Origin of the sequence: Paenibacillus durus (assembly GCF_000756615.1) — a bacterium.
GTDB lineage: Bacteria > Bacillota > Bacilli > Paenibacillales > Paenibacillaceae > Paenibacillus_AQ > Paenibacillus_AQ durus.
This window is the reverse complement of record NZ_CP009288.1, coordinates 1276634-1302885: the sequence shown is the minus strand read 5'-3', so window position 1 is coordinate 1302885 and position 26252 is coordinate 1276634. Positions and strand designations below refer to the sequence as shown.

The 26252-nt window shown below is 52.1% G+C and carries 22 protein-coding genes and 1 riboswitch; of the genes, 3 read left to right on the top strand and 19 right to left on the bottom strand.

From position 1 onward, the window contains the following. Positions 1-58: 58 nt before the first annotated feature. Positions 59-1036 (top strand): helix-turn-helix transcriptional regulator, encoded by a 978-nt coding sequence (locus PDUR_RS05905; protein WP_042205476.1) that lies wholly within the window; start codon positions 59-61, stop codon positions 1034-1036. A 72-nt stretch (positions 1037-1108) separates the two neighbouring features. Here the strand turns inward: PDUR_RS05905 and modB are convergent, their stop codons facing one another. The 9 genes from modB to PDUR_RS05860 form a co-directional block, all read right to left on the bottom strand. Then, the gene (modB, locus tag PDUR_RS05900; RefSeq protein ID WP_042205475.1) at positions 1109-1771 is read right to left on the bottom strand and encodes a molybdate ABC transporter permease subunit; all 663 of its coding nucleotides are present in this window, start codon (positions 1769-1771) and stop codon (positions 1109-1111) included. Between the two features lie 27 nt (positions 1772-1798). Then, a complete protein-coding gene (modA, locus tag PDUR_RS05895; RefSeq protein ID WP_052410081.1) occupies positions 1799-2575 on the bottom strand; it encodes a molybdate ABC transporter substrate-binding protein in 777 nt (258 codons plus the stop codon). Between the two features lie 293 nt (positions 2576-2868). Then, entirely contained in the window at positions 2869-3762 is an 894-nt protein-coding gene (nikC, locus tag PDUR_RS05890; RefSeq protein WP_042205474.1) for a nickel transporter permease, read from the bottom strand. Between the two features lie 12 nt (positions 3763-3774). Continuing rightward, positions 3775-4779, bottom strand: a complete 1005-nt coding sequence (locus tag PDUR_RS05885) for an ABC transporter permease (RefSeq protein ID WP_042205473.1) — start codon at positions 4777-4779, stop codon at positions 3775-3777. Positions 4780-4848: 69 nt separating this feature from the next. Further along, positions 4849-6498, bottom strand: a complete 1650-nt coding sequence (locus tag PDUR_RS05880; RefSeq protein ID WP_042205472.1) for an ABC transporter substrate-binding protein — start codon at positions 6496-6498, stop codon at positions 4849-4851. Positions 6499-6625: 127 nt separating this feature from the next. Further along, complete coding sequence (locus PDUR_RS05875; RefSeq protein WP_042205471.1) at positions 6626-7618, bottom strand: ABC transporter ATP-binding protein; 993 nt, start codon at positions 7616-7618, stop codon at positions 6626-6628. Continuing rightward, complete coding sequence (locus PDUR_RS05870) at positions 7615-8604, bottom strand: ABC transporter ATP-binding protein (RefSeq protein WP_042205470.1); 990 nt, start codon at positions 8602-8604, stop codon at positions 7615-7617. The genes PDUR_RS05875 and PDUR_RS05870 overlap by 4 nt, the downstream gene beginning before the upstream one ends. A 268-nt stretch (positions 8605-8872) precedes the next feature. Beyond that, entirely contained in the window at positions 8873-9835 is a 963-nt protein-coding gene (locus tag PDUR_RS05865; protein ID WP_042205469.1) for a helix-turn-helix transcriptional regulator, read from the bottom strand. 228 nt (positions 9836-10063) lie between these two features. Continuing rightward, entirely contained in the window at positions 10064-10753 is a 690-nt protein-coding gene (locus PDUR_RS05860; protein ID WP_042205468.1) for a hypothetical protein, read from the bottom strand. A gap of 283 nt (positions 10754-11036) precedes the next feature. On the opposite strand from PDUR_RS05860, the gene PDUR_RS05855 reads away from it, so the two are divergent. Next, a complete protein-coding gene (locus PDUR_RS05855) occupies positions 11037-11522 on the top strand; it encodes a coiled-coil domain-containing protein (RefSeq protein ID WP_052410080.1) in 486 nt (161 codons plus the stop codon). A 51-nt stretch (positions 11523-11573) separates the two neighbouring features. Then, entirely contained in the window at positions 11574-12278 is a 705-nt protein-coding gene (locus PDUR_RS05850) for an AIM24 family protein (protein ID WP_042205467.1), read from the top strand. 119 nt (positions 12279-12397) lie between these two features. On the opposite strand, the gene PDUR_RS05845 is transcribed toward PDUR_RS05850, so the two are convergent. The 10 genes from PDUR_RS05845 to PDUR_RS05800 all read right to left on the bottom strand — a co-directional run bounded on the left by PDUR_RS05845 (position 12398) and on the right by PDUR_RS05800 (position 26234). Then, on the bottom strand, positions 12398-12853 hold the full coding sequence (locus PDUR_RS05845; RefSeq protein ID WP_052410079.1) for a Dps family protein: 456 nt from the start codon (positions 12851-12853) through the stop codon (positions 12398-12400). 226 nt (positions 12854-13079) lie between these two features. Then, the gene (locus tag PDUR_RS05840; protein WP_081949407.1) at positions 13080-15755 is read right to left on the bottom strand and encodes a discoidin domain-containing protein; all 2676 of its coding nucleotides are present in this window, start codon (positions 15753-15755) and stop codon (positions 13080-13082) included. Between the two features lie 46 nt (positions 15756-15801). Continuing rightward, positions 15802-17298 (bottom strand): glycosyl hydrolase, encoded by a 1497-nt coding sequence (locus PDUR_RS05835; RefSeq protein ID WP_042205466.1) that lies wholly within the window; start codon positions 17296-17298, stop codon positions 15802-15804. Positions 17299-17492: 194 nt separating this feature from the next. Beyond that, the gene (locus PDUR_RS28595) at positions 17493-19304 is read right to left on the bottom strand and encodes a glycosyl hydrolase (protein ID WP_233277487.1); all 1812 of its coding nucleotides are present in this window, start codon (positions 19302-19304) and stop codon (positions 17493-17495) included. Positions 19305-19316: 12 nt separating this feature from the next. Then, positions 19317-19398, bottom strand: a riboswitch (cyclic di-GMP riboswitch). Between the two features lie 155 nt (positions 19399-19553). Then, positions 19554-20927, bottom strand: a complete 1374-nt coding sequence (locus PDUR_RS05825) for a sugar phosphate nucleotidyltransferase (protein WP_042205464.1) — start codon at positions 20925-20927, stop codon at positions 19554-19556. Between the two features lie 153 nt (positions 20928-21080). Further along, positions 21081-22421 (bottom strand): UDP-glucose dehydrogenase family protein, encoded by a 1341-nt coding sequence (locus PDUR_RS05820; RefSeq protein ID WP_042205463.1) that lies wholly within the window; start codon positions 22419-22421, stop codon positions 21081-21083. A 4-nt stretch (positions 22422-22425) separates the two neighbouring features. Next, the gene (locus PDUR_RS05815) at positions 22426-23526 is read right to left on the bottom strand and encodes a glycosyltransferase (RefSeq protein WP_042205462.1); all 1101 of its coding nucleotides are present in this window, start codon (positions 23524-23526) and stop codon (positions 22426-22428) included. A 93-nt stretch (positions 23527-23619) separates the two neighbouring features. After that, positions 23620-24759, bottom strand: coding sequence for a glycosyltransferase family 4 protein (locus PDUR_RS05810; RefSeq protein ID WP_042205461.1), 1140 nt, complete (start codon positions 24757-24759; stop codon positions 23620-23622). Beyond that, complete coding sequence (locus PDUR_RS05805) at positions 24725-25945, bottom strand: glycosyltransferase family 4 protein (RefSeq protein ID WP_042205460.1); 1221 nt, start codon at positions 25943-25945, stop codon at positions 24725-24727. Before PDUR_RS05805 ends, PDUR_RS05810 begins: the two co-directional genes overlap by 35 nt. Further along, positions 25935-26234, bottom strand: coding sequence for a hypothetical protein (locus PDUR_RS05800; protein WP_042205459.1), 300 nt, complete (start codon positions 26232-26234; stop codon positions 25935-25937). Before PDUR_RS05800 ends, PDUR_RS05805 begins: the two co-directional genes overlap by 11 nt. Positions 26235-26252 lie beyond the last annotated feature (18 nt).

The following is a 26252-nucleotide window of genomic DNA, read 5'->3' as shown; positions in this document are numbered from 1 at the left end:
ATGCACCCATAGGTGTGATGGCTGCTGACGCAGCCTACTTCTTAGGAGGATTTACTTTATGTCTGACAATACATCCTATACAACCGAAGAGGTTGCCCAGCTGCTTAAAATATCAAAACTGAAGGTCTATGATCTCATTAAGAAAGGCGAACTTTCTTCTTATCGGGTCGGCAAACAGATGCGTGTGGATGCCTCGGACCTTGAAATGTACAAACAGCAGTCCAGAGAGAGCGGGCGCCAGGCGTCCATGCTCACCTCTACTAGACCGGGGCTTCAAGGGATAAGCCCTGCTCCTAACATTCAGACCCCGGCGGCGTTCCGTTCTTCTACGCGTGAAATTGTCATCACCGGCCAGGATATCAGTCTGGATATACTAGCACAGCATTTGGAGAAATTCTCCCCCTCGCTGCGCCCGCTGCGCTCATATGCAGGAAGCCTTGACAGTCTGATTTCGATGTATCGCGGGGAATCCGATATCGTCAGCACCCATTTACTTGACGGTGATTCGGGCGAATATAATATTCCTTATATACGCAAAATGCTCGTTGGCTCCAGCTATCTTGTTGTTCGTCTCTTAGGCAGGGCCGCCGGCCTGTATGTACAGAAAGGCAATCCTAAAGGGTTTCATAGCTGGAAAGACCTGGGACAACCCGGTCTGCGGCTCGTTAACCGCGAGAGAGGATCAGGCGCGCGGGTGCTGCTGGATGAACAACTGCGCCTGAACGGAGTGAAGGCACAGAACATCGAAGGCTATACAACGGAAGAAATCAGTCATGTGACGGTTGCCGGCAGAATCGCGCGGGGCGAGGCCGATGTCGGTGTCGGGAATGAAAAGGCCGCCCGAATAGTCGAAGGCGTTGATTTTATTCCTCTTATCCAAGAAAAGTACGATCTGGTTATGCTGAAACGGCCGGATAATCAGGATTGGATCTCGGCTGTGCTCGAAATATGCCGTTCCCAGGCGCTTCATAATGAGCTTAACTCGCTGTATGGATACGATCTATCCGAAACCGGGAAGATTATTTACGAAACATAATGAATAGCAAACCCTCCCTATCCGCACGCAACTGACAGTGCCGGATTGGGGAGGGTTATTTACTGTTCTTTATCAGGAGTAGCGGTTGACAAACATCAGCATGAATGCCGATATTGCGATTATAGAAATGACCCACAGCCAGGCGAGTGTCATATCCCCTCCATCTACAGCCACATAAATCGCTGTAGGAATCGTCTGCGTCCGGTTGGGAATATTGCCAGCCACCATAATTGTTGCCCCGAACTCACCGAGGCCGCGGGCAAAGCCGAGAACGTAGCCCGCCGCAAGCGTTCGGATTGCCAGCGGAAACGTAATATAGCGGAGCACTTGAAACTCTCCCGCTCCCTGAGCACGTGCCGCATCTTCCAAATCACGGTCAACTTCTTCGAAACCTGCCTTTAACGTACGATAAACGAGTGGAAAAGCGACAACGACAGCGGCAATCACTGCCGATCCCCAGGTGAACAGAATCGTTCCACCGGTTAAATTTTCATACCATTCGCCAAGCCAGCTCCTTCTTCCCAACACGACCAAAAGCACGAAACCTACAACCGTAGGCGGAAGAACCAGAGGCAGCAGCAGTACAGTTTCAATCAGGCTGCGGCCCGGAAACTTCCGGTTCGCCATTGCCTTGGCGGCTGCAGCCGCCAGGACGAATACGATCACGCTCGTGATAACCGCAATTTTAATCGATAACCACACTGGGGCCATAAAGTCGGTCCAATTGATGTCCATGTATACTCAACCCGCAGTCTTTATTTATTAGTAGAGCAAGAACCCGTAGGATTTGAATACGCTTGTTGCAGCATTAGTTTGGAGGTAGCTGTAGAATGCTTTGGCTTCCGCTTCATGTTTAGTTCCTTTTACGATACCGATCGGATAGTTGATCGGTTTGTGTACGAAAGAGCCTACAGTAAGAGCGATCTTAACCTTCTTGGAGGTCAAAGCGTCGGTTTTGTATACAAAGCCTGCATCCGCGTTGCCTGTTTCAACGTAGGAAAGCACGGCGCGTACGTCTTTACCAAAGACAAGCTTTCCTTGCAGTTTATCCCAAATCTTCTTGGAAGTCAGGGATTGCTGTGCATATTGTCCCGCCGGTACGGATTCCGGTTGACCAATGGCTACCTTCTTGAAGGAAGGGTCCGTAAGCAGGGAGATCGTATTAAGCTTCGCCGTCGAGTTCGCAGGAACTACGACCACCAGTTGATTCTTCAGCAGTTTTTTATTGGTGGAGATGAGCCCGCCATCAACGAGAGCTTTCATTTGCTTGTCGCCCGCCGAGAAGAAAATATCAGCCGGAGCGCCCTGCTCGATTTGCTTTTGCAATGTGCCTGAAGCTGCATAGTTAAAGATCAGATCGATTGTAGGATGAGCTTTCTCGTATTGAACTTCGATTTTGTCCAGGCTGTCCTTCAGGCTCGCTGCCGCGGATACCATGATTTTCGTTTTGCTTGCGGCCTCCGCCTTACCGCTTGTTACCAGAGGTGTTGCAGCAAATACTGCCACCGCCATTACTGCTATTGCCAGCTTTTTTAACATTCTCTCATTCCTCCAGTGTATGTATTGATATGATTGGAGATATTCTAGCACATCTCCTCAAAATCCACCATATATTTTGTTATAATTCATATCATCATGTTATATTTGAACAAATTACGTCAAAATAACTCAGTTCCTGTAAAGGAAGAAATGCTTACATAAAAAGAGAATCGGCCACACCGGATGCTTCCAACAAATGCATAATCAACAAAAATACCCTTCAGCCTGCCGGCGCCGGCATAATTTAAGCCGAAGCGGAGGATCTGAAGGGTATTTGGAGAAATCGGAAAAGGCTAATTCTTCATCCGGGGATCGAGCACATCGCGAAGACCGTCCCCCATCAGATTGAAGCCGAGCACAGTCAGCATGATGGACAGGCCCGGAAAGACGACCGTCCAGGGCGCCTTCTGGATAAACTGGCGGGAATCGGACAGCATTTTACCCCACTCGGGCTCCGGAGGCTGGGCGCCGAGCCCGAGAAAGCCAAGCGCCGCTGCTTCGATAATAGCGGTCGCGATGCCAAGCGTCCCCTGCACGATAATCGGCGTCAGGCTGTTCGGTAGAATGTGTGTGAGCAGTATGCGGGTGTTCTTCATGCCGATTGCCCGCGCCGCCGTAATATATTCTTCCGACTTCAGGCTGAGCACTTTGGCCCGCACAAGCCGCCCGTAGGTCGGAATGTTGACAATGGCGATGGCGTAAAGCGCATTCTGCAGCGACGGCCCGAGAATGGCCACGATGGCGATGGCCAGCAGAATGCTGGGAAACGCAAGCAGTATGTCGAATAGACGCGAGATAAGCATGTCGATCCATCTGCCGTAAAATCCGGCGAGCACACCGAGCAATGTGCCGACGATAATGGAGCCGATGACGGAGAAGAAGCCTACCCAAAGCGAAATACGCGCGCCGTAGATGATGCGGGTGAACATATCTCTGCCAAGGTCATCCGTACCGAACCAGTGAGCGGCGGACGGAGCCTTCAGCCGGTCCATCAGCACCTGTTCCTTGTAATCATAAGGGGCGATGAACGGCGCCAGCAGCGCGATCAAGATGAAGAATATGATAATGCTGAGCCCGAGCATCGCCGTTTTATTTTTGCGGAATGCCTTCCATGCGTCGCGCCAAGGACCGGAGACCTTTTCGGCAGTAGCGGCTTCCGAATTGATGTTCAATGATGCCTGTGACAAAAGGGTCCCTCCTTACTTGTATTGAATGCGCGGATCGATGGCGGAATACAGCAGATCCACAAGCAAATTGATGATAACAAAGATGAAAGCGATGATGAGAATTCCGGACTGAATAACCGGATAATCGCGTGAGCTGATCGCTTCAAATATATACCGTCCCACGCCCGGCCAGGCGAAGATCGTCTCTGTCAGCACTGCTCCACCAAGCAGCGCGCCCGTCTGAAGACCGACAATGGTCAGCACGGGAATGAGCGAATTTTTGAGGGCGTGCTTGTACACGACAATGAACTGAGACAGTCCTTTGGCTTTGGCCGTGCGGATATAGTCCGAATTCATAACCTCCAGCATGCTGGAGCGTGTCATCCGGGCGATAATCGCCATCGGAATCGTTCCGAGCGCGATGCTCGGGAGAATCAAATGCTTAATGACGGTCCAGAGCTGATCCCAGCGCCCCGCCAAAATGCTGTCGATTACATACAGATTGGTAATGCTCTCCACCGGGTTTCGCTGATCCATCCTTCCGATCGAGGGCAGCCAGTGAAGCTTTAGCGCAAAGACGAGTTGTTCCATGAGGCCAAGCCAGAATATCGGCATGGACACTCCAATCAGCGCGATTATCATCGCGGTATAGTCAAACCATGAATTCTGTTTCCAGGCGCTCAAAATGCCGGCATTTACCCCGACAAAGGTGGCGAACAGCATAGCGGCCGCCGTAAGCTCCAGCGTTGCCGCCAGGTAAGGCATGATTTCTTTGGCAATCGGCGTCTTGGTGCGAATCGAGGTCCCCAAGTCGCCTTTCAGCAGATCGCCCATGTAATCAAAGTACTGTGAAATCCAGGGCTTATCGAGACCGAGTTGGTCCCTCAGCGCCTGCTTGGACTGCTCTGTCGCCTTCTGGCCCAGAATGGTCTCCGCCGGATCTCCCGGAATGGCATGGATGATGGAAAATACAATAATCGTCATGCCGATCAGGACGGGAATCAGCACTATGACACGTTTTAATAAGTAGGAACTCAAGAACGGATCACCTTCCTTACACGGACTTGCCGCCGCTCTTTAGCGGCGGCAAGATCGTGTGCTATGAAGCTATTCGAAGTAAACGTCGCTGTAATATTCCGTGCCTGTCGGACTCGGAACAAAGCCTTTCAGATTCGCTTTGGCTGCAAGCAGCGGAGTCGTGTGCACAAGCGGAATCCAAGGAGCGTCTTCTTTGATGATAACCTGAGCCTGCTTGTACAGGTCGGCGCGTTTGTTTTGGTCGATTTCTTTTTGCGCGTTAACCAGGATCTTATGCAGGTCTTCGTTCACATAGAAATTACGGTTGTTGCCGGGAATGGAATCCTTGTCAAGCAAAGTGTAAATGAAGTTGTCAGGGTCGCCGTTGTCGCCCATCCAGCCGAGCATGTAGATGTCGTCTTTCTCGCCAGCTTTCGTATCATCCAGATAAGTCGCCCATTCCGGAGACTCGATGACGGTCTTCACGCCGATCTTCTCCCAGTCCGCCTGAATCGCCTCGGCGACCTTCTTGCCGTCCGGCATGTAAGGACGGGATACCGGCATCGCGTATAGGGTTACCGTATCCGGCAGGCCGTTCGGGAAACCGGCTTCCGCCAGCAGCTGCTTCGCTTTGTCCAAATCGTACTCATAATCCTTCACCTGATCGTTATAGCCCCACAGTGACGGCGGCATCGGATTGACGGCCGGCTGCGCCTGACCTGCGAAGAATGCGTCGATAAGAGCCTGTTTGTTGACGGCATAGTTCAGCGCCTGTCTTACTTTTACGTTGTCAAAAGGCTTCTTCTTGAAGTTGAAGCCAAGGTAAGCGACGTTAAACGAAGGACGTTCGATCTTTTGCAGATCCGTAATGCCTTCCAGCGTCGACAGATCGTCCGGGCTCACATCTTCCATCAGGTCGATTTCGCCGTTTTGCAGCGCGTTGAAGCGTGCGGAGTTGTCCGGAATGGAACGAACGATTACTTTGCTCAGCTTAGGAAGTCCTTCTTTCCAGTAGCTTGCATTTTTTTCGAGCGTAATGGAGTCGTTATGCTTCCATTCCTTAAAGACGAATGGGCCTGTGCCAACCGGTTCGTTCTTGAAGTTTTCTTTCTTTTCTTTAATCGCTGCCGGGCTCGCGATACCGAAAGAAGTCATCGCAAGGTTTTGCAGGAAAGGAGCCTGCGGCTGATTCAGCGTAAACTGTACGGTCAGATCGTCGATAGCCTTAACTTCTTTAATGACGCGCGAACCGTCCGGTCCGAACATGGAATCATAGTAATCGAAGGAATCGCCCTCGAATTTGTACGGGCTCTTCGGATCGCTCCAGCGCTGGAAGTTGAATACAACCGCCTCGGCGTTGAAATCCGTGCCGTCATGGAACTTTACGCCCGGATGCAGCTTGAACGTATAGGTCAGGCTGTCCGGAGATACTTCCCAGCTATCGGCCAGAGAAGGCTCGACCTCCGTGGTTCCCGGCTTGTACTCCAGCAGGGAATCGAATACCTGATGGTCGATTTTCAAGGATTCGCCGTCGGTTATAATTGCAGGGTCAAGCGAAGCAGAGTCGCCGCCGCGTCCCACAACAAGCGTATCCTGCGTCGACGCGCCAGCGGTCGCCGTGCTTGCCGGTGAACTGGTCGCCGCGCTGTTAGTCGAGCTTGTGTTATTGCCGCCACAGCCGCTGAGTACGAGTCCCGCGCCAAGCGTAAGTGTTAAAGCCAGACTGCCCCATTTCTTCATTTCGTTAATACCCCTCTCCTCATATATATAATGCGTTTATATAGAGCCGCTCTGAAAGGGCGGCCATAAACCACTTCTTGCGCATATGGAAGAATTTCCGGTCAGAACCTGCCGGGCCTTCCTGTCTTTAGGCCAGCTGCGTTCTGGATTCCCCGCCGTACAGATAACAGGCGGTGAAATGTCCCGCTTCTGTCTCGGCAAGCTGCGGACGCGTATTCCGGCAGATGTCCATTACATGCGGACATCTCGTATTGAAGGCACAACCAACTGGCGCGTTCGCCGGACTCGGCACCTCGCCCTGCAGAATGATGCGCGCCTTCCGCAAATCCGGATCAGGCTCGGGAACCGCCGAGAGCAGCGCCTGCGTATAAGGATGCTGAGGATGAGAATACAGCTTCTCTTTGTCGGTAATCTCCACGATCCGCCCCAGGTACATCACTGCGACCCGGTCGCAAATATGCTTTACCACACTGAGATCATGCGCGATGAATATGTAGGTTAATCCGAATTCGCGCTGCAAATCCTGCATCAGGTTAATGACCTGCGACTGGATGGATACATCCAGCGCGGAAACGGGCTCGTCCGCTACAATCAGCTTCGGCTGGAGAGCAAGCGCCCGGGCAATGCCGATCCGCTGCCGCTGGCCTCCGGAGAACTGATGCGGGAAGCGCTGAAGGTGAGCCTTCGACAAGCCAACAACATCGGCCAGCCGCTGAACGGCGGCCTTGCGCTCCTTGGCGTCGCCAACGCCATGAACGATCATCGGCTCTTCAAGAATACGCTCCACAGTGTTGCGCGGGTCAAGCGAGGAGAACGGGTCCTGGAATACAATCTGCATATCCCGGCGCCGCTTGCGCAGTTCTTCCATAGACAGCTTGCGGATGTCCTGTCCCTCGAAGATGATTTCTCCTGCCGTAGGTTCAATCAGCCGAAGCAGCGAGCGTCCGGTCGTCGATTTGCCGCAGCCGCTTTCTCCCACCAGGCCGAATGTCTCGCCTCTGCGGACGGCAAACGAAATGTCGTCCACCGCCTTAACGAAGCCCTGCGTTTTATTCAGAAACCCTTTTTTAATCGGATAGTATTTCTTCAGACCACTTACTTCCAGCAAATTCTCGCTCATACCGCATCCTCCTGACTACTGTCATGCAGCCAGCATCTGCAGCTGTGCCGGTTCTCCTGAAGCGTTAGCTCCGGTAGAGACTGGCGGCAGATGTCCATCACATGGGAACAGCGCGGCGCAAACCGGCAGCCCTGCATATTTTTGCTCAAAATAGGAACATTGCCCGGAATGGAATACAGGCGCTCGCGGGTCTCGTCCATTCTCGGCACAGAGGCGATCAGGCCCTGGGTGTAAGGATGCAGCGGATTTTTGAAAATATCGTGAACCGAACCTTCCTCCACAACTTTACCTGCGTACATGACCGCCACCCGGTGGCACATTTCCGCAACGACGCCCAAATCATGGGTAATCATCATAACGGCCGTACCCTGCTCCTCGTTGAGCCGGCGGATCAGATCCAGAATCTGCGCCTGAATCGTCACGTCGAGCGCGGTTGTCGGCTCGTCCGCAATCAGCAGCTCCGGACTGCAGGAGATCGACATCGCGATCATCACCCGCTGACGCATGCCTCCCGACAGTTGATGCGGATACTCGTCGATAATGGCCTCCGGCCTTGGGATGCCGACCTTGCGAAGCATTTCAACCGCATGCTCGCGGGCTTCCTTCTTGGACAATCCCCGGTGCAAACGCACCGTTTCGATAATTTGCTGGCCCACGGTGAACAGCGGATTTAGCGAGGTCATCGGCTCCTGAAAAATCATGGCTACGGCGTTGCCGCGAATTTTCCGCATATCCTTTTCCTTCAGCGGCACGATATCCGTCCCCTTGAACACAATGCGGCCATCCACAATGCGGCCAGGCGGACTCGGCACAAGTTTCAGCACGGACAGGGAGGTGACGCTTTTTCCGCAGCCCGATTCTCCGACCACGCCCAGCACCTCACCGGGATTGATATAAAGATCGACGCCGTCGACCGCAGGCACTTCGCCTTTTTCTGTAAAGAAATGTGTATGTAGATTCTCAATTCGTAGAATAGGTTGGATCAAGAAGCTTACCTCTCTTCCGGCAAAAATTGAACATAGGTCAAATTTGAAGCAAATAAAAACTCTCCGGTTTTCAGAGAGAGAGAGAGCAATAACCTAACATTACATGAAAGAAATACTGCTTTAAACTAACAGAGCTGTCATATAATTTGACTTTACTATATATATTCCGACCCGACAAGTATAACTTTCAAAAACATGGACTGCCTTTTTTTCATCAATATGCACATAAATGCGTTTTCACGAAAAAGCACTCAAAAAAAAGACTGCGCTATTTATACAGCGACAGCCATTTCTCTAGTTGATAGCGTAAAACTTCCCTGTAATGGACGGGCTCGATAATTTCCGCTGCTTCTTTAAAGTTCGTAACCCAATCAATGAACTCCCTGTCCCGCTCAAGCGAGACTTCAAAATAGGCGTACTTACCATGCTGCTCCGTTTTTACGGGGACAATTCCACTCTTTCCCCTTCTGATTTCCTCCAGCACACCTTCAGAAAACCTGACCTTAAACACTACACGGAGGCTGTCCCCATCCACTGACCACTTTTGTTTCGTGAATGCCTGCAAGTCGAACGGTTCTTTGGAAAAGTTCTTATCCGTCAGTTTGACATTCGTCAGATCATGGGTGTGAAAACTACGGATGACCTTCATACGATGACAATATCCGATAAGATGAAAACGATTTTCCAGAGGAACCAGGTAATACGGATCAATCTCGAGTCCGTTCTCCTCCTGAGCATTGTCGAAGTAATCGGCTCGGATGCTTATTTGTTTCAGCACAGCGTTAAGAATTCGGATCAAGTGGAACTGTTCCGGCCCGGCGCCGTTTCGTTCCTGCCAAAGGGAACCGGCTTCTTTCCTGGCGTTCTCCATTTTTTCTTCTCTGTCCGCCTTCTGCTTGTATTCAGCCGCCATTACTTTTTCATAAGCACTCTCAAAGCCGCGGGGCATCAAAGGTTTAATCATATCTATAGTGTCGCTGAGCTGCGAAAATGCGGCCGATTCCTCCGATGACCAGTCCAGGGGGTACAACGCAAAATTACCGATGAAAGCATACCCTTTCCCATGTCCCATGTGGGTAATTGGGATATGCATAGCACTCAGAGCATCCATATCCCGATAGATCGTTCTCTCGCTGGTGCCGCAGCGTTCAGCCAACTCGCGCGCCAGAATGCCAGGCTTGGCCTGAACGAGCGTAATAATACGCATCAGACGGATTAATCGGTCTGTCATAATAACTTCTCCTTGCCGCGATTAGTAAAATAGACTCATTGAATATTTTATATCTAGATATATGTATCTATTTTATAAGAATAAAAATTTTATATAATAGATTAAGTAATAGAACTATTTTACTATTTTAACACACTTAACATCTTACTTCTTCGTTACTCTTCTGGATGACAAGTGAATATTCTCACAAAATATTGAAACCACTTATCCTTCGGCTGCGCCCGATCTTCACATTGCGGATGTTTGCTCCTTTTCAATCGGATCGGACTTCCGTTCGCACTGTATGTAAAGCGACTCGGCTTCACGCAGCAGGACAGAGTCTCCGGAACGCATAGCCATCAGCAGCAGATTATCCGCATGACGCCGCAGCTTCTCCCGGGCAAGCATTTGCTGCCCTTCCGAATATAGTAACAGCGCTTCCGCAATGGTCTTCTCTACCTTTAACAGTTCCACATGCTTCTCTACATAAAATGAACTGGCTTTATCGATGTATCCGGTATGACGGCTGTATTCAAGACTCAGCTTCTGTACAGGAAGCTCCCGTCCACGTTCACCCGGCCGCTGTCTGTAACGCCACTGCAGCCACAGCATTTCATGCCTGCCGGCCGCAAGGGATTCCAGATGAAATTCCAATGCAATATATTTACTTTGCCCTGAGCGGATAGCGCCCAGCGAGAGCAGGAGTCCCTGATCCCCGCTTTCCGCAAGGCGGCAGCCGTGCACCTCGGTCAGGCTCACATGGGGTTCAAGCCATATACGAAGCTCAATGTCGCGTGCAGCCAATTTCTGCGACTTCTTCCGGCCAATCCCCGGCTGCGCGGTGCCGCGCCATTCGATAAGCAGGACGGCCTTTTGCGATTTGCCGGAAAAAATGCAATCTTGGCTCCATGTGTAAGTCGGTTGAACGCTGGCATGCATTATTTCCACCTCTTTCTTTTTTTGGGTTTTATATTAATGTACCAATGTTGGCGGACAACTCCTTGTCATGGAATATATGTTCGGTTTGATATTATTGGCAAAAAAAAGAGCCGATTCATAGAAAGTGAACCGCTCTCGAAGAACAACAGCTATAAATGGCATTTTGCAATGAATTATTTTATTCTTCTTTGACGCAGTTCACTTGCCGCAATTTGTCGTACAACGGCGTGTTATAATATAGGATAATGAAAACACATTTACACGTCAGGCGGTGATTCAACCTATGAAATTAAAGATTCTTCCTTCACTGCCGCGTCTGCTGCCCGTGATCCTGCTGACCGGAACCCTCTATACTCTTCCCGCGCCGGCAGCCCATGCGAATATTTTTGGCGACCTATACCGCGGAATGGAGCAATTCTCCGAGCTGCCTGACCAGGTGAATGATCTGCAGGAAAGCTATCATCAGACCGTAGACGAGCTGGAGCGGACGAAGAATGAGCTTGGACAGACTATGGATGAACTGGATAACACCAAAAATCAGCTGGAAGCGTACCACAGCGAGAACACCTCGCTTCAAGAGCAGAATCGGCAGCTTACCGTGATGATCGATGAGCTTAGAGACGAGCGCGCCGCTCGAGAAAGCTATATACACCGTCTTAAAGTGACTTCACTTACAGGCCTCGGACTGGTTGCGGGTTATTTTATTCTCACGAGAGTTATCCGCCTTGGCATGCGAAGCCGCTCGAAGCGGGGGGACAGATTGCATTAATAGTTAAATCCGGCAGGGAGCGTCCCTCAACATGAGAAAGGAGTACGGGCGGTGAACGCGGAATTACAGGACGGAGGAAATGCCTTGAGCGGCGAGGCTTTGACTTTCACGCTGGAGGAGAATGAGGAAATTCATGTGCTGCACCCGCAGCAGATAATCGCCTATCAGGGGCCGTCCTCCGGGCGGGCCGACAGATTCATGGATGTAAAGGGAATGTACCGCAAGCGCAAGCTGATCCGGGCGGATATGACCGGTCCTTGCCGGTTCACGGCGGCTCTGCCTCCGGGCTACCGGGTCAAGACGGTTATGCTGGACGGCAATGACGATCTGCTCTATGACTTCAAGCACCTGTTCTATTACAGCAAAGGAATTAACATGCAGACCCGCGTACTTAGCGTGAAGAATATGATCGTGACCCGGGATGTCGTTAAAGTCAGGTTCTCCGGCAGCGGAAGCATCGGCATCCTGACGGAAGGAGTCGTATGCGAAGCCGCTCTGGACCCGGTTCAGCCTTTATATGTTGATGCGGGCAGTGTGATCGCCTACCCCGAGAATGCTGTGCTTGAGCTGACGGTCTACGGCAATCACCTGGCCAGCCAGCATATGAGCTATCACTGGAAAATGACCGGCAGCGGCCCTGTTCTCTTTCAGGCCGGCCGGCAGAACCGGAGATTTGAACGGGAGAATCATGAGGATGGTCTTTTCAAGCGGCTGCTGAGGGAAATCCTTCCCTTCGGCGGCGTATTTATCAAGTAAACGCCGCAGAGAAGAAAATGACGGCAAAAATCAAGGTGGCCGGTTCCAGTCAGAATCTGACTGGAACCGGCCACCTGCGCATGCGGGCAAATCGCCCGGCGCTCAACTGTTACAGTTTCTTATGCGAGGTAAGCGTTCAGCATCCAGATATGCTTCTCGACACTCGTTCTGATGCCGATGAACAGATCGCCTGTCGGTTGATCGCCGGACTCTTCAGCCAGTGTAATGCCGGCGCTCAGCTCTTGCGCGAGAATCGTGTAGTCCTTGACCAAAGTCGCCACCATTTCCTTGGCGCTCTCGCCGCCTGTCGCTTCTTGCAGGCTGGACAGAGACAAATATTCTTTCATAGTGGAAGCAGGTTTGCCGCCGATCGCGAGCAGGCGTTCCGCCACAGTATCTACATATTCAGCAGCTTCGTCATAATACTCTTCGAATTGGCTGTGAAGCGTGAAGAAATCCGTTCCGGTAACAAACCAGTGGTAATGATGAAGCTTAATTCCCAGCAGTGTCCAGTTAGCGGTTTGACGATTCAATGTGGCATGCAGTTCAGTTTGAGTTTTCAGATCAGTACTCATGATTCATTCCTCCCGGTTTTAAGTAATTAATATTTAGACTTATTCTAAATCTATATATAGGTTATCATAGATCTTATCCTTTTGCAATGCTTTCCCCTGTATATAATTGGTGTATATCTTATCATGCCTATCGGAGCAGCAGCTATTATTTCTGTCACAATCCTTCAGTTAAAAATACGAAAGAACCCTCTTCACAGGGTTCTCATGCAGTCGTTGACGTCTTGGATTACTCTCTTGAATATATTTGCAGCTCATGGATGGACCAGAAATTCCCGCCGGCGCCGGTTTGGACGATCTTCACATACCTGGCTTTCCTCTGCGGAAAGGGATACATGTCGACGTCCTTTTTCCCCCTGCCGTCAGCAGCCAGCTCCCAGTTGACCGCATCCTCCGATACATAGATGGCATAACGCCTGGGATAGTCGTAAGGAGAACGCGAGGTCTCCAGTTGAACCGCTTCGATCATATGCGAAAACTTCATATCAATCTGAATGGTCTCACCGGAAGTCATGTTCGCACCTGTATCCCAACGCGTACTCGGATCTCCGTCGATCATGTAGGAAAGCTTCTTTGGACTCTGGTTAATATTGTCCGAGGCCTGCCACCCCGTCCTGTCCAGAGGAACAAGGCCCGTAGCTGTAATTTGAGCCTTGTCCGACAGCAGGGCCGTGCCCGTCACCCGTACCGCGTAGGAGTATAACTCCCCTTCTTTTAGCGCCCGGTCGATATATGATGTGCCACCAACACCCTTGGCTATCGTTTTTAGTTCGCCGCCCGTCCCCTCTGAACGAAGCACATCATAGCCGCTTCCGGGCGCTTCCAGCCAGTTGAGCTGTACGGAAGTCCCTCTGGCCGCGGTGGCCGTCAGGTCTCGCGGGGCCTCGTCCTGCACCACAGAAGATGGCTGTAGAATATACTGAACCGCTTCTCCCGGCGCCAGCGTCTCCGTGAAGGTCAGATCAGGTCCCGCGTTCAGTCCGGTCACGTAGCGGCGCGCTTCTTCATACGTATCGCCATTTCCAAAGCGTTCACCCTCGTAAGCCGTTTTCTTGGGCAGGGTAACCTTGACACTGACGGTCTGCGGCGTATCCTCGAAGTTGACGAGGTTAACCAGGACCTTATTTGAGGTTGCTTTCGTTCCCGGCAGCGGAGTCAGCTTGGATGTATCCACGGCCCGGACATAGACCAGCTTGTCGGCAAGGGCGCTTTTATTAAGCAGACGGTAGGAAAGCGGAGCGCCATGGGTGGCATAAGCCAGGCTCAATCTGCGCATGATGCTGACGCGTGAATCCTCGTTCTCTTTTGTGTAATAAACTTCCGTCTTGGCCGGATCATGATTTTTCAGACTGACGTTCTTGAATTGGAACAGACTATAGTTGTAGAAAAAAGCGGCGTGCTGCACGAACATATCTGCATATCCAATATGGGCTCTCATGATCCGGTCGAATGCGGCTGACGTCCGCTCCTTCGCCCCGTAATGATAATCGTCCAAATGAGTGTCGGAGGTGCCGAACTCTGTCACCAGCATTTTTTTGGGGAGGCCGTCATTCGAACCATTGAACGTCTTCAGGTTCTCGGTAAAGCTGCCGCCGTTCTTGGCAATGTAAGAATCCCCGTAGGAATGTCCGTTTGTAAGATCGGTAGCCTTCTCCATCTCCAGCCGCTGCGCCGGATCACGTTCCCAGCCATCGGGATCGCCGCACTGGCGAACGCCGCCCCGTTGGCTTTTTTCACAGGAATCCTCCTTGTACTTCGGCCAGTACGTCCAGCCGGGAGCAACCGTCTGCAGATGAGGCGCAATTTGTTTGCCCTCCTTATTCAGCCATTCGGCTATCGCCAGATTGACGGCTTTGGAGCGATTAAACAACCCCGGCTCATTATCCACCTCGTAATATTGAAAGTAAGAGCCGTATTTCTGAAAATATTCGGTAAGCTTCTTCTTCGCGCTTTCCGGCAGTGATCCGTCCGCATTTAGCTTAATGTCCCCGGTGTACAAATACAGCGCGACCGCCTGCATATTGTAATCCTTAAGCGCTTTATAGTAGTTCTCCAAATCGGAACGGGAAAATTTCACATCGCTGGCGCCGCCCGTACGCATAATATTGCCGCTATAGGCTACGCCCAGCCACTTCATAATGTACGGCAGATGAGTGGTAGCGCCTGTATCAAAATAAAACTGCTTGTTGGTGACCATCGTACCCGTAAGCACATAACTGCCGTGAATCGGCTCGGTAATCGGTGAATCCAAAGACAACAATTTCAGATCGTCCCAAGTCCACCATAAATACTGCTCTTCCGCGCTCGACGCATATAGGGAATGGACCGCCTTCAGCTTAAGCTCGTTGTCACCGACTTGCAGTTGTTCCTTCGGGATATAGAGTTCATACGTTTTGCGGAATTTGTATTCGCTCCCCGTTCCCGCGACGCCCGCGATCTGAATAATCCCCGACAGCTCGCTGTTCGAGAATACCGCCATCTGCGGAACCGACTTATAGGCGTTGAGAATGCTCACCTGGAACAGAACCCCGTTCGCCGGGATTTTGCTCAAATGGTAGGATAGCCGCAGTTCGGGCGCGTTCCTGCCGTCGAGACCAGAGGGCAACTTTTTAAGCACGGACGCATCCGGCTTCGATGAATTTAGGCTGACCGTACTTCTCGCGCTTGAAGAATTACTCGGCGCGAACTCGCCGGCCGATTCATCACGGCTGCCGAGCTGCCAGATTAGCGCCCCCGCTGGGGATTCAGACGCTGTCTCATACGCGGAGGAGAACTTGGTCATTCCAATATCACTTCTCTCCGTCTCCTCACTACCCAAAAACGATACAGACAGCAAGAATAAGATGGCAAGTCCTGCAAGTTTCAAAAATATAGATAAAGGCCGGGCTTTTCCTGGTTCTCTCATTCCCTGTCCTCGCTTTCTCTAGAAGCCGGGTTTAAAGATACAACTCTCATTTGGGAAGAAACAGCACATTGGGGGGAATGACCTCTTCCTGCCAATCCGGCCCTTTCCAGAGCAGCTTGATATCGGCTTTCCCTTTGTTCTCAAAGTACTCCACTTTGATATCGTAACGGGTATCCCCTTTCAGCTTGATGCTTCCTTCCCGGGCAACATCGTTCTGCGGCATCCAGCTGTCGATAATGAGTTTTCCGCCGATCCATACCCGCACTCCGTCGTCGGACACCGCCTTAATGGTGTAGTTACCCGTTACGGGAGTCTGGATACGGCCTTGCCAGCGCACGGAATAAAAGTTTCTCTCCATGTCTTTATCCGGCGGGGAATCATGCCAGATAAAGTTGAGATTAGCGTCGGTTCTGCTTATGAGCGGTTGGCCTTTCAGGTCTTTATTGTTAAAATAATCTCCCCTCAGTCCATTTCCGGCGGCTTCAGCCTGTTTGTTCGTCATATGGATAAAATCGTTTTTGGACAACGTATAGTCCGCATTCATGAAGCTGCTTATTTTCTGCTGGCTGTTGTTCTCGGTCAGCATTTTGCCCCAAGTCATCATATAGACCCACTTGCTCTGGTTCTTGGCAAGCACCTGGGGATCGGGCAGCTCCCCGCTTTCCCCAATGGCGATCGGCTTCCCGTCCGCCAGCGTCAACAGACTGTCGTAATAAGTCTGCTGAAAGTCGTTGTTATAAATGTCTGCCGCAAGAATATCGACTTTATCTGCCCCCGGATAATAAGGCGCATAAGCGTCGGCCCACCCGTTGGGAGCATTCGGATTCCATACCCAGAGCAGATTGTTTAATTTATGTTTACCCACATATCGGTCGTACATAATGTTCCAGAGAGCAGAATAATTATCTTTCTTGCCCCACCAGAACCAATCGCCGTTCATTTCATGATATGGTCTCCACAATACAGGAACTCCGGCGGCCTGCAGCTGCTTCAAATACACGGCTGCCCTGTCCAGGTCGGCAATCAGCATGTCATATTGGGCTGTGCCGGGTGTCACATAGGCGTCAAAATCGCTCTGGCTCAAACTCATAGACACATTGGACCAGGCCGGAGATGTGCCGGGAAGGCTCTCATGAAACGTCATGGCTACAATACCGCCGCTCTCATACCAGTTGATGGCGCTCTTCACTACCGCCTCGCGCTGGCGGTCAATCATACCAGGCGACTGGCCGTTAATCGCTCCGAGCTCGTAGCCGTGAAGCACGGCATCGCTTCCGGCAGCCTTCTTCAGCTTGTTCGTGAACTCATCCGGGCTTTCCAGGTAATCATGCTGGCCGGAGATCAAGCCCTTCCCGCTTAAGTTCGCCAGATATTCAAGCAAATTCCGCGATTCGGCTGAAGCGGATGAATTAACCGGCGAGACGGTTTTTGGGGCTGCCGGGGGGATGTTATCGGCGTTTACCCACGGCAGTAAAGCGGCAAAAAGAATCAAAGGCACAGTCATAACGAACAGCCGATGTCTACGGAATAATTTCAATGTCATTTTCCTTTCTTAAGCTGGATTGTCGTCCCCGAACGCCGTCCTCCGGATGCTAGAAATGACGGTCCAAAATGGGGCCGATAGCTTAGAAGCCCTGCTGAAAAACAAGCAGGGCTGTCAAGGTTCTAATGAACTGAATTAGGTTATACTCTCAAAATATCGGCAGCCCATACATGAAACTATTCGTAAAAAATATATCAAAGCGATCCGGAAAGATAAAACGCGCTCGCGGGAACAGTTTCCTTAATTTGGCTAGGGCTTTCCCACATCAGACGGGCTTTGGCGCTCCCCGTATTGTCGTAATATTCTACTTTAATGTCATACAGTTTGCCGGCTTCCAGGTCGATTCTTCCCTTCCGCTCTACTCCGTATTGAGTGGACCAACTGGTAATGACCGCTACCCCGTTGACCCATAACCGAATGCCATCGTCCGAACTAGTATAGAAGGAATAGTTCTCGGTGTAGAGAGGCTTGATTTTACCGCTCCAACGGACGGAAAAATAGTCAGGGTGGACAGAGCTGTCCGGTGTTCCGGTTCCCCAGTTAAAATCGATGGCCGATTCTTCTCTTACCAGTGCAGGCGTTCCGGAAAGCTGCATATTGGCAAAATATTCGCCAATCAGCCCGTTGCGGGGCTGCGAAGGCTCCGGCGTGGCCGAAGGTAGTGGCAGCAGATTCGCGCTGTTCGGATCATTCACCCCCGAACCTTCTCCTATCGGCTGATAAGTCGGCGTTGGCGTCGGGCTAGGCGATGGTGTTGGCGTTGGACTCGGCGTCGGCGTTGGACTCGGTGTCGGCGTTGGCGTCGGCGTCGGGCTAGGCGACGGTGTCGGTGTTGGACTCGGCGATGGTGTCGGCGTTGGACTCGGCGTTGGCGTCGGGCTAGGCGACGGTGTCGGACTTGGCGCCAGACTTGGTAACGGCGCTTGTATCAGAATTGGGCTCGGCACCGTTACGGAAGCCATTCCCGTTATAACCTCATCGCGGGTTAAGGTGAATCCGTTATTCATAAAGCTCTTGATTGTAGTCGTGCTGTTGTTTTCGTACAGCATTTTGCCCCAGTTCATCATAAAGACCCATTTGCTCTGTGATTTGGGCAGCATCGCCGGATCGGGCATTTGTCCGTTCTCGCCAATGGCAATCGGCTTGCCGGCGGCCAGAGTCAGCAGACTGTCATAATAGTACTGATTGAAATCATTGTTATAAATGTCCGCCGCCAAAATGTCCACCTTATCCGCACCGGGATACGTCTTGACGTAAGGATCGGCCCAGCTGTTCGGCGCGTTCGGGCTCCATACCCACAGCAGATTGTTAAGCTTATGAACATTAACAAAGCGGTCATACATAATATTCCACAGAGCGGCAAAATTGTTCTTCTTGCCCCACCAGAACCAATTGCCGTTCATTTCATGGTACGGGCGCCACAGCACGGGAACCCCAGCATCGCGCAGGGCTTTCAGCGATACCGCCACTTTATCGAGTTCCGTGATCAGGCTGTTGTACTGCGTAGTTCCAGGAGTGACATACTTGTCAAAATCGGCCTGGGACAGCGATTTTTGCACATTGGTCCAGTTATAAGCCGTACCGGGCAGATTTGCGTGGTACGTCATGGCGACGATGCCGCCGTCCTTATACCATTTGATGGCGCTGCTGACGATATTTTGCCGCATCCAGGTCACGGCGCCGTCCGTTTGGCCGTTAATCGCCCCAAGCTCATATCCATGTAGGGCTGCATATCTGCCGCTCGTTACTTGAAGCTTGTAGTTGAACTCGTCCGGACTTTCCAGATAATCATGCTGGCCGGTAATAATGCGGGTTCCGGAAATGGAGTACAGGTAGCTCAGCAGCTTGACCGCTTCGGGAGAAGCATCAGGATTGACCGGGCTCCCCTGAGCCTCCGCAGCCGAAACAATCGCCAGGCTTCCTGTACCCGCAGGCAGGACAAATGTCAAGAGCAGACACAGGGATAGCATAACAAAGAACAGTCGATACATACGAAGAACTTTCAATTCCATCTCCCTTTCGGTAACCAGGCTTCCTCCTTAATTAAGAGGCCCTATGGCTTTGCGTCCCTACCTCACGATAGGTTTGCCTTTGTCGTAGTCGAAGGCTTAACCTTCTACCGTACATATCGACGTTATTTAATTATTCATGAAGTCCATTTTTCATAAATCCTTAATAAATAAGTCGAAAGACCTGTTTAATGGCCGGTAAAATTGGTTAAATAACAATTCTGCCTATCAATATCAAACTTTTTTTCAAGAAATAAACTGGTGCAGTTCAATGTCCTTCCAATCCAGCGTAATGCGGATGTTGTCCTCTTCCACCAGCTCCGATCCAGTCTGCACTTCGATAAACTCCACATCGGTCAGAGCCAGAATGCTGTGCTTCGTTCCTTCCGGTATGCGCACAACATCTCCCGCTTTTACCTTGTGCATTTTTTCATTAAGAATGATGCTGGCTTCCCCGCTGATGAACGTCCAGATTTCACTGCGCTTGAGATGGTACTGATAGCTGATATTTTTTCCTTCGGCAATAAAAATCCGCTTGGTCAGCACTTCATTGCTTTCATGGTATTTGACGTAATCGATCACCCGGTAGTGGCCCCATCGGCGTTCCTCATACATCGGTCTTTGTTCCGTGCCCTTCAGCACCTCTTTGATGCGCGGACTTTCCGATTTGTGAGTGACGAGAATACCGTCCGGACTCGCGGCGATAATCAGGTCCTGAGCACCGATTACCGTGATCGGAATATCAAGCTCGTTGACAAGGCAGCTTGTCGAGGAATCCTCGGTCAGAACGCCCTTGCCCATTTGATTGCTCGCCATCTCTTCGGTCAGCGTATTCCAGGTGCCCAGATCCTTCCAGAATCCGTCGTACGGCTGAACAACGATTTTGTCTTCCCGTTCAACCACTTCATAGTCGAAGCTGATCGAAGAGAGCAGCTTGTACTGCTTCTGCAGCTCTTCGTAGGTCAGCGGCAGGCCTTTTTGCTGCAAAATATCAAGCAGGTATCCGAGCCGGAAGGCGAATACCCCGCAGTTCCACAAAGCGCCCTGTCCAATGAGCTCTTCGGCGCGCAGGCGGTCCGGCTTCTCAAGGAAACCGCTCACCGGCATGACTCCATTCTCCTGAGCATCAGCGCTCGAAGGGATAATGTAGCCGTATTTCTCCGAAGGCAGCTCCGGTACGACGCCGATCAGCGCCAGGTTTGCGCCGCTGTCGTCAAGCGCCTGCTCAAGCTGCGAAACCGATCCGAAGAAGGAGCCTTCCACATAAGGATCGACCGGCAGAATCGCCACCGTCTCATCCGGCCGCACGCCCTCTACCGAATACAGATAGACGGCCGTGAGCGCAATCGCCGGAAAAGTGTCCCGGCGTTCAGGCTCGATAATAATCTTCACGTCGGTGCCCAGCTGACTCTGAATCATTTCCACCTGTCCGCGTCCTGTCGCCAGATACGACGATTCCGCGAGTCCCGCTTCTTCCAGCTGCCGCCATACCCGCTGGACCATCGATTCAGGTTCGCCAAGCGGGCTTTCCAGCACCTTCAGGAACTGTTTCGAACGTGAATCATTGGACAGAGGCCACAGCCGTTTTCCCGAACCGCCAGATAAAAGCACCAATTTCATAAGTGTACCCTCCCTCTAAATGGTCATGCCATGGCCGTGAAGAACCGGCTGCTTAATGGAACTCCATTATGTCAATATCGCAGTCTTAAGGCAGCACTGCGGGCAACAATCGAAGCGTAACATCCGTTTGCCCTGTTCTGTACAGGGGGGCTATTATACCGCCCCCGCCACACTCGGAGAATAGCCGCTGAGCCCGCCCATTCGCGGACGTCCTACCGAATAATATTCCAGCCCGGTTCCTTCGATCTGCTCCTTGGAGTAAACATTGCGGCCGTCGATCAGGATCTGCTTGCGCATGCTCGCGGATAATAGATGCAGATTGATATCCTTGAACACGCCCCAGTCCGTCAGCAGGCAGAGCGCGTCACTGCCGGACGCCGCTTCCTCGGCCACAGCGCACCATTGAATTTGCGGGTGATTGTACTGCTGGCGGAAATTATCCGCTGCGATCGGATCGTACACCTTCACGTGCGCTCCTTCCTTCACGAGCGCCTCTACGATTTCCCTTGCCGGCGATTCGCGCACGTCGTCCGTATTCGGCTTGAAGGCAAGCCCCCATATGCCAATACTCGCGCCATGCAAGCTTCCAAGCGATTCATGCAGCTTGGCGAGGATCATGTACCGCTGACCCTGATTAACTTCCACCACCGATTTGAGCAGCTTGAATTCATAATCGACGTTACCGGCGATCTGGATCAGCGCCTTCGTATCTTTGGGGAAGCAGGAGCCGCCGTATCCGATGCCGGCTTGAAGGAAGGAAGAACCGATCCGCTTGTCAAGCCCCATTCCCTCGGCCACCTCGGTCACATCCGCGCCGACCTTCTCGCAAATATTCGCAATCTCATTGATGAATGAGATCTTGGTCGCCAGAAAAGCATTCGATGCGTATTTGATCATCTCCGCGCTGCGGATATCGGTGACGACAATATTTTCAGTGAATCCTTGATGAAGCTCCCGCATTACAGGCTCCAAGGCCGGATTGTCCAGACCGATAATGATCCGGTCGGGATGCAGCGTATCCTGGATGGCCGAGCCTTCCCGGAGGAATTCCGGCGCTGACACGATATCGAACGGATAACCGGTGTTCGCGGCGATGATCTGACGGATTTTCTCGTTCGTTCCTACAGGAACGGTCGATTTCGTCATAATGATCTTGTAGCCTTCCATCGCCCGTCCGACTTCCGCCGCCGCGCTTTCAATGTACTGCAGATTCGCTTCGCCGTTCGGAAGAGAAGGCGTTCCTACGGCGAGAATGACGATATCCGAGCGGCGCACCGACTCCTGAATATCGGAGGAGAAGTGCAATCTTCCTTCTTTCAGGTTCATTTCAATCAGTGTCTCGATTCCCGGTTCGTAGATAGGTGACTTCATCTGTCTAAGTTTGGCTATCTTGTCCTCATCCTTGTCGACGCAAATGACGTGGTTACCCCCAAGTGTGAAGCATACGCCGGATACGAGGCCGACATAGCCGGTGCCGATTACCGCCAGATTCATATCATCATCCTCCTTTTAAAAATTTGACATACGCCTGTTCGACATACTGCTTGAACTGCGCAATAAAAGTTTGTTCATCGAATTTTTGCGCATGTTTCATAATTTTCCCAATATCCCATGCATACGATTCCACCTCGGAAATCGCCTGGAGCAGATCGTCGACTTCCTGCCGCTTGAAGAAGACTCCGTTTACGTAAGGCACAATCGTATCGAGCGCTCCGCCCGCCTGGTAAGCGATAACCGGTCTGCCCGCAGCGTTAGCCTCCAGTGGAGTAATGCCGAAATCCTCTTCTCCGGGAAAAATATAAGCCCGGCACTGGGACATGAGCCCGGTGACCTGTTCGTCTTCAAGGCGGCCGAGGAATTTCACATTGCTCTTGGCCATCCCCTCCAGCCGCTTCCGGTCAGGACCGTCGCCGACAATAAGCAGCTTCAGCCCGTTGCGGTTGAAGGCTTCCACCGCCAGATCGATCCGCTTGTAGGACACCAGCCTTGAGACGATCAAATAATAATCGCCAATCGAGCTTGAACTGGTAAAGCGTGACGTATTGATCGGCGGAAAGATGATGTCGGCGTCCCGGTGATAATAGTTCTGAATCCGGCTCTTGACGACGGAAGAGTTGGCCACAAACTGGTTCACATTTTTGGAAGTCCGCTGGTCCCACATTTTGAGCTGCTGGATATACAGCTTCAGCACTCTTTTGAAGAGACCCGAGTTCGACTGCCGTTCCATATAAGTGTCATAATCCCAAGCGAACCTCATCGGGGTATGACAGTAACAGAGGTGAAACGTGCGCTTGGGCACCTGAATGCTCTTCATAAACGCACTGCTGGAACTCAGGACAATATCGAACCCGCGGAAGTCCAGATCGCGAATAGCCATGGGATAAAGCGGCAGCACCCCTTTAAAATTGTCCTTCACTCCCGGAATTTTTTGCAGCCAGGAGGCCCGGATATCCGCGTCCTTGAGATTCTCGGTGAGGCGGCTTCCGTTAAAAACCGTCGTGAAGATCGGAGCTTCCGGATACATATGGTGAAAAACTTCCACCACTCTCTCCGCCCCGCCCATTTGAATCAAGTAATCATGCGCTATCGCAATTTTCATGTGAATCATCCTCAACATTTTATGGAGCAATTTTTGTTAAAAGCGGCTGGATTGCGGCTGCTCGCTTCATGGATGATACCCGCTCAAGCCCTTTCAGGTGCCTGCCAGCAAGCCTCTGTAGTAATCGACGATCTCTTTAACCGTGTTTTCGATTACGAAATGTTCCTTGACCCGCTTAATTCCGGCTTCCGCCATTCTCTCCCTCTCCTGGGGATGTTCCACCATCCAGTTAATGGCTTCCGTAAGAATCGCCGGGTCGCCCGGCTGAATGAGCAGCCCGGTCTCGCCTGGTACAACAATCTCCACTGGCCCTCCCTCGTTAGAGGCAATTACCGGCAGACCCGCCGCCATCCCCTCGACGATCACCTGGCCGAACGGCTCCGGCGTAATCGAGGTATGCACGAGCAGATCTGCCTGCTGCATGAGCCCTTGAATATCCTCCACATGTCCCAGGAGGGTTACATTCGTCAGCCGCTCCCGCTCAATCGTCGCAAGCAGCTTCTTCTTGTACTCGTCTTCGCCGAAAAGGGCGTCGCCCGCAAGCCAGAACTTGATTCGTCCGTTATCCTGAAGCTTCTTCGCCGCTTCCAGCAAAATATGCTGGCCCTTCCACTCCGCCAAGCGCCCTACCAGCAGAACGTTGAAATCTTTCTGCTCCCTCCGTCCGGTCCCGCCGCCAATCGCTTTGGCGAAGGCGGAATAGACGACCAGCGTCTTCTTGGAACGCGGGAGCTCAAGCGCGCTCAGCGTGGACTTCGAATTGGCGATAACGCCGTTGGGAAGCAGACGCGACAGCAGCCGGATGGCTTTCGCGACAACCGGCTTCAGATAGGGCGCACCAATATGGTCGCGGATATGCCAAATCAGCGGTACGCCGGCCATCTTGGCGGCAACCGTTCCGTACAGCGCAGACTTAAGGGAGTTGGTATGCACGCAGGCTACCCGTTCCTTCTTCAGGAGCGGAGCGAGCTTACGGCCGTAGGCCAACAGCTTCATGGCAGCGGCCGGAGCGCCCAGATTGACGGTGTTGCGGCCGCGGCTGCGGATGCTCTCGTCGAGCGGAATAATCCGGACGTCGATGCCTTTCTCACGCAGGCGGTCGGCCAGCGCACCTTCCTCTGCCAAGATAACGAGCGGATCAACCTGTTCTCCGATATGGGTAAGAATGTTGAACAGCGCCACTTCGCCGCCGCTCCATCTAGCCGTGTGATCGATATACGCCACTCTGAGCATTGATCGTCTCCCCCTTCCCCATAACTTCTCTGAATACCGCTTCCACCTGATCCGCGACATGCTCCCAGGTGTATCTTTCCAGCACATGCTCCCTGCATTCCTCCCGGCTGGGAAGCAGCCTTCGGTTGCCCAGCATGTAGGAGATCCCTTCGGCCATATCTGCAGCCGATGCGCTCTTGAACAGCAGCTCCGGACGGAAGTTCTGCAGAATTTCCCGGTTGCCGCCAATCGGCGTCGCCATGACCGGCAGCCCGCTCGCGAGCGCCTCGGTAGTAATCAGGCCGAAGCCCTCCAAAGCTTGCGATGGAACGACGAACAGGTCAGCCGCCTGATAATAAGAAGCCAGCTCATGATCGGGGATATAGCCGAGCAGCCTGACCTTGCTCGCCAGTCCGTAATCGGCGATCCGCTCCTCCAGCTCCGCCCGTAAGGGGCCTTTCCCCCCGATTAGCAGAATGGAGTTCGGGAAGCGTTCCGATACAGTCCGCCACGCCTCCAGCAATTGAAGCAGTCCCATACGGTTGACTAGTCTCCTGACCGTCAGCACTGTGGTCGCCCCCTCCGGCAAATTCAGCATGCGCCGAACGGCGAGCCGGTTGTTAGCCGGGATGAACCGGTCGATATTGGCCGCGCCGGGAATGATGACAATCTTGTCAAGCGGAATGCCATGCAGCGAATGGAGAATATCCCGAAAAGTCTCGCTGAGTACGATGAACTTATCCGCCAGCCGGTATGCTTTGCGCTCAATCGACTTGGCGATCGCAGTCTTGACCTGATGCTTGATGCCCTGGCCCTCGATTTTCATCTCCTCGTTCCAGGGCCCGTGAAAGGTCATCACAACCGGGATGCCGCGTTTCTTCGCCTCCAAAGCGGGGCCGACTCCGTAAGGAGCGAAATGGGAATACAGGACATCAATCCGTTCCTTCCCGGCGTTCATAAGCTCCGACGCCATTCTCTGAAAAGCATCCTTTCGCTTCCAGATCGATTCTTTCGGGTCTCCGGCATTGTGGATAATGAGTTCCTCAGGCGTTTGCGGCTTCTCCTTGCTGCAGATCAGCGCATGCACCCGGTTACGGGAGGAAAGCTGCTCGCAGACGGATTTATAATACGTATTGAGCCCGCCGGGCTGTACCGTCGGCCAACTTAGGCCGGTAGACATAATATTCAGTCCGTCACTATAGGACATAACCTTCCACTCCTTTCTCCCGTTCTTTCTCAGCCTGGCTGGCCCTTAGAGCACGTAACGCCCGTAAGGTTTGAAGCCGACCATGAATTCGCACATGATCCGGAAAGTCTTGACTCTTCCCGATCTGCCCTGAACATTCCCCGCCTTCATCATGGACGATAGTCTCTTCGGCGAACGGTTGGCAGGGATGCATCGCCCTGTCAATCCGGATGATGTCATTTTGGAAAGTATTGACCGCTGGAATCGGACCATAGCCAAGGCCGGCAAGCACACTTGTCATTGAATCCATGCTGGTTTCCTCCTTTTT